This is a genomic window from Kocuria sp. NPDC057446, assembly GCF_042802875.1.
In the GTDB taxonomy this organism is placed as follows: Bacteria; Actinomycetota; Actinomycetes; order Actinomycetales; family Micrococcaceae; genus Kocuria.
Genome location: NZ_JBHVDI010000255.1, coordinates 1 through 2840 on the forward strand (window position 1 = coordinate 1; position 2840 = coordinate 2840).

The 2840-nt window shown below is 70.0% G+C and carries 1 protein-coding gene; it reads right to left on the bottom strand.

Annotated elements, in window-relative coordinates; genetic code table 11:
* Nucleotides 1-45: 45 nt before the first annotated feature.
* The gene (gene secA, locus ACFU0Y_RS17780; RefSeq protein WP_380216234.1) at nucleotides 46-2760 is read right to left on the bottom strand and encodes a preprotein translocase subunit SecA; all 2715 of its coding nucleotides are present in this window, start codon (nucleotides 2758-2760) and stop codon (nucleotides 46-48) included.
* Nucleotides 2761-2840 lie beyond the last annotated feature (80 nt).

The following is a 2840-nucleotide window of genomic DNA, read 5'->3' on the forward strand; positions in this document are numbered from 1 at the left end:
CTCCGTGGAGTGCGCGGCCCTCGGGGTGCACGATCGCCGGAGGGCTCAGCCCTCGGCGGACTCGGCGCTGGCCGCACGGGCCCGGGCACGGCGCCCGGCCCGGTTCGGGGCGGCCTCGGCGGCGTCCTCCCCGTCCTCCGCGCCCCCCGCCCCGGTGGGCTCCGTGCGGGTCTGCGTGCCGCCGGTCTCGGCGGGCGCCGTGTACTGCAGGAAGCTGGGCTGGCGCGGGATCTGCAGGTCCACGGGTCCGCCGTCGGCGCCCACGCGCTGACGGCGGATCTCCATCCGGTACAGGGTCGAGACCGTCTCCTCGCGGATCGCGCCCATCATTTCCTGGAACATCGCGTAGCCCTCGCGCTGGTACTCCACGAGCGGGTCGCGCTGGGCCATGGCGCGCAGGCCGATGCCCTCCTTGAGGTAGTCCATCTCGTAGAGGTGCTCGGGCCACTTGCGCCCGATGACCGACAGCAGCACCCGCCGCTCGAGGTTGCGCATGGCTTCGGCGCCGACCTCCTCCTCCCGCTGGTCGTAGACCAGGCGGGCGTCGGAGAGGATCTGCTCGCGCAGGAACTCGGCCGTGAGCCGCGTGCGGCCGCCGGCCTCCTCGACGACCTCGTCGACCGACAGGGTCACGGGATAGATGGTGCGCAGGGACTCCCACAGACCGTCGAGGTCCCAGTCCTCGGGGTGGCCGACCGCGGTGCGGTCCTCGACCGTGGACGTCACGACCTCGTCGACGAACTGGACGATCTGCTCCTGCAGGTCGTCGCCCTCGAGGACCCGGCGGCGGTCGCGGTAGACCGCCTCGCGCTGGCGGTTGAGGACGTCGTCGTACTTGAGGACGTTCTTGCGCTGCTCGGCATTGCGCCCCTCGACCTGGCTCTGCGCCGAGGCGATGGCCCGCGAGACGATCTTGTGCTCGAGAGCGGTGTCGTCCGGCGCACCGGCCATGAGTCGCTGAGCGGCACCGGCGTTGAACAGCCGCATGAGGTCGTCCGCGAGGGAGAGGTAGAAGCGGGACTCGCCCGGGTCGCCCTGGCGCCCGGAGCGTCCGCGCAGCTGGTTGTCGATGCGCCGGGACTCGTGGCGCTCGGTGCCCAGGACGTAGAGACCGCCGACGGCGACCACCTCCTGGTGCTCGGCGCGGGTCTCCTCCTCGCAGGCGGCGACCACGTCCGGCCACACGCGCTCGTACTCCTCCGCGTCCCGCTGGGGGTCCAGGCCCTTCTCCCGCATCCGGTCCACGGCGTTGAACTCGGCGTTGCCGCCGAGCATGATGTCGGTGCCGCGACCGGCCATGTTGGTGGCCACGGTCACCGCGCCCTTGCGGCCGGCCTGCGCGACGATCGCGGCCTCCCGGGCGTGGTTCTTCGCGTTGAGCACCTCGTGGCGGACGCCGCGCTGGGCGAGCAGCTTCGAGAGGTACTCGCTCTTCTCGACCGAGACGGTCCCCACGAGGACCGGCTGCCCCTTCGCGTGCCGCTCCTCGATGTCCTTGACCACCGCGGCGAACTTCGCGACCTCGTTCTTGTAGACGAGGTCGGGGCGGTCGATGCGGGCGAGGGGACGGTGGGTCTCGATGGACACGACCCCCAGCCCGTAGGTGTTCATGAACTCCGCGGCCTCGGTCTCGGCGGTTCCGGTCATGCCCGAGAGCTTGTCGTAGAGGCGGAAGTAGTTCTGCAGCGTGACCGTGGCGAGGGTCTGGTTCTCCGCCTTGATCTCGACGCCCTCCTTCGCCTCGATGGCCTGGTGCATGCCCTCGTTGTAGCGGCGTCCCGCGAGGATGCGCCCGGTGTGCTCGTCGACGATCATGACCTCGCCCTTGAGCACCACGTAGTCCTTGTTGGCGCGGAAGAGCTCCTTGGCCTTGATGGCGTTGTTCAGGAAGCCGATGAGCGGCGTGTTCTGGGCCTCGTAGAGGTTGTCGATGCCGAGCCAGTCCTCGACCTTCTCGATCCCGGACTCGAGCACCCCGACGGTGCGCTTCTTCTCGTCGACCTCGTAGTCGGTGCCCGCGTCGAGGCGCTGCACGAGACGGCCGAACTCGGTGTACCACCGGTTGGCCTCGCCGGAGGCGGGCCCGGAGATGATGAGCGGGGTGCGGGCCTCGTCGATCAGGATGGAGTCCACTTCGTCGACGACCGCGAAGTTGTGGCCGCGCTGCACGAGTTCGTCGGGGCTCCACGCCATGTTGTCGCGGAGGTAGTCGAAGCCGAACTCGTTGTTCGTGCCGTACGTGATGTCCGCGACGTACTGCTGCCGGCGGGTCGCCGGGTCCTGGTTGGCCAGCACCACGCCGGTCTCCATGCCCAGGAAGCGGTAGACGCGGCCCATGAGGTTCGCCTGGTACTCGGCCAGGTAGTCGTTCACGGTGACGACGTGGACGCCCTTGCCGGAGAGGGCGTTGAGGTAGGCCGGGGCCGTGGCCACGAGGGTCTTGCCCTCACCGGTCTTCATCTCGGCGATGTTCCCGAGGTGCAGGGCGGCGCCGCCCATGAGCTGGACGTCGTAGTGGCGCTGCCCCAGGGTGCGGGAGGCGGCCTCCCGGACCACGGCGAAGGCCTCGGGCAGCAGCCGGTCCAGGGACTCGCCGTCGGCGACCCGGGCGCGGAACGCGTCCGTCTCGGCGCGCAGCTCCGCGTCGCTGAGCTCCCGGAAACCGTCCTCGAGGCTGTTGATGGCGGTCGTGTAGGACCGCAGCCTCGTCAGGACCTTCTTGTCACCGGTCCTGAGGACTTTCTCCAGGAATGACGCCACGTGCACACGCTCCTCGTGTTCGACTGCCGTGCTTGGGACTGATGGGGGGGGTGCCCGGCACCCGCTCCAGTCTACGGGAG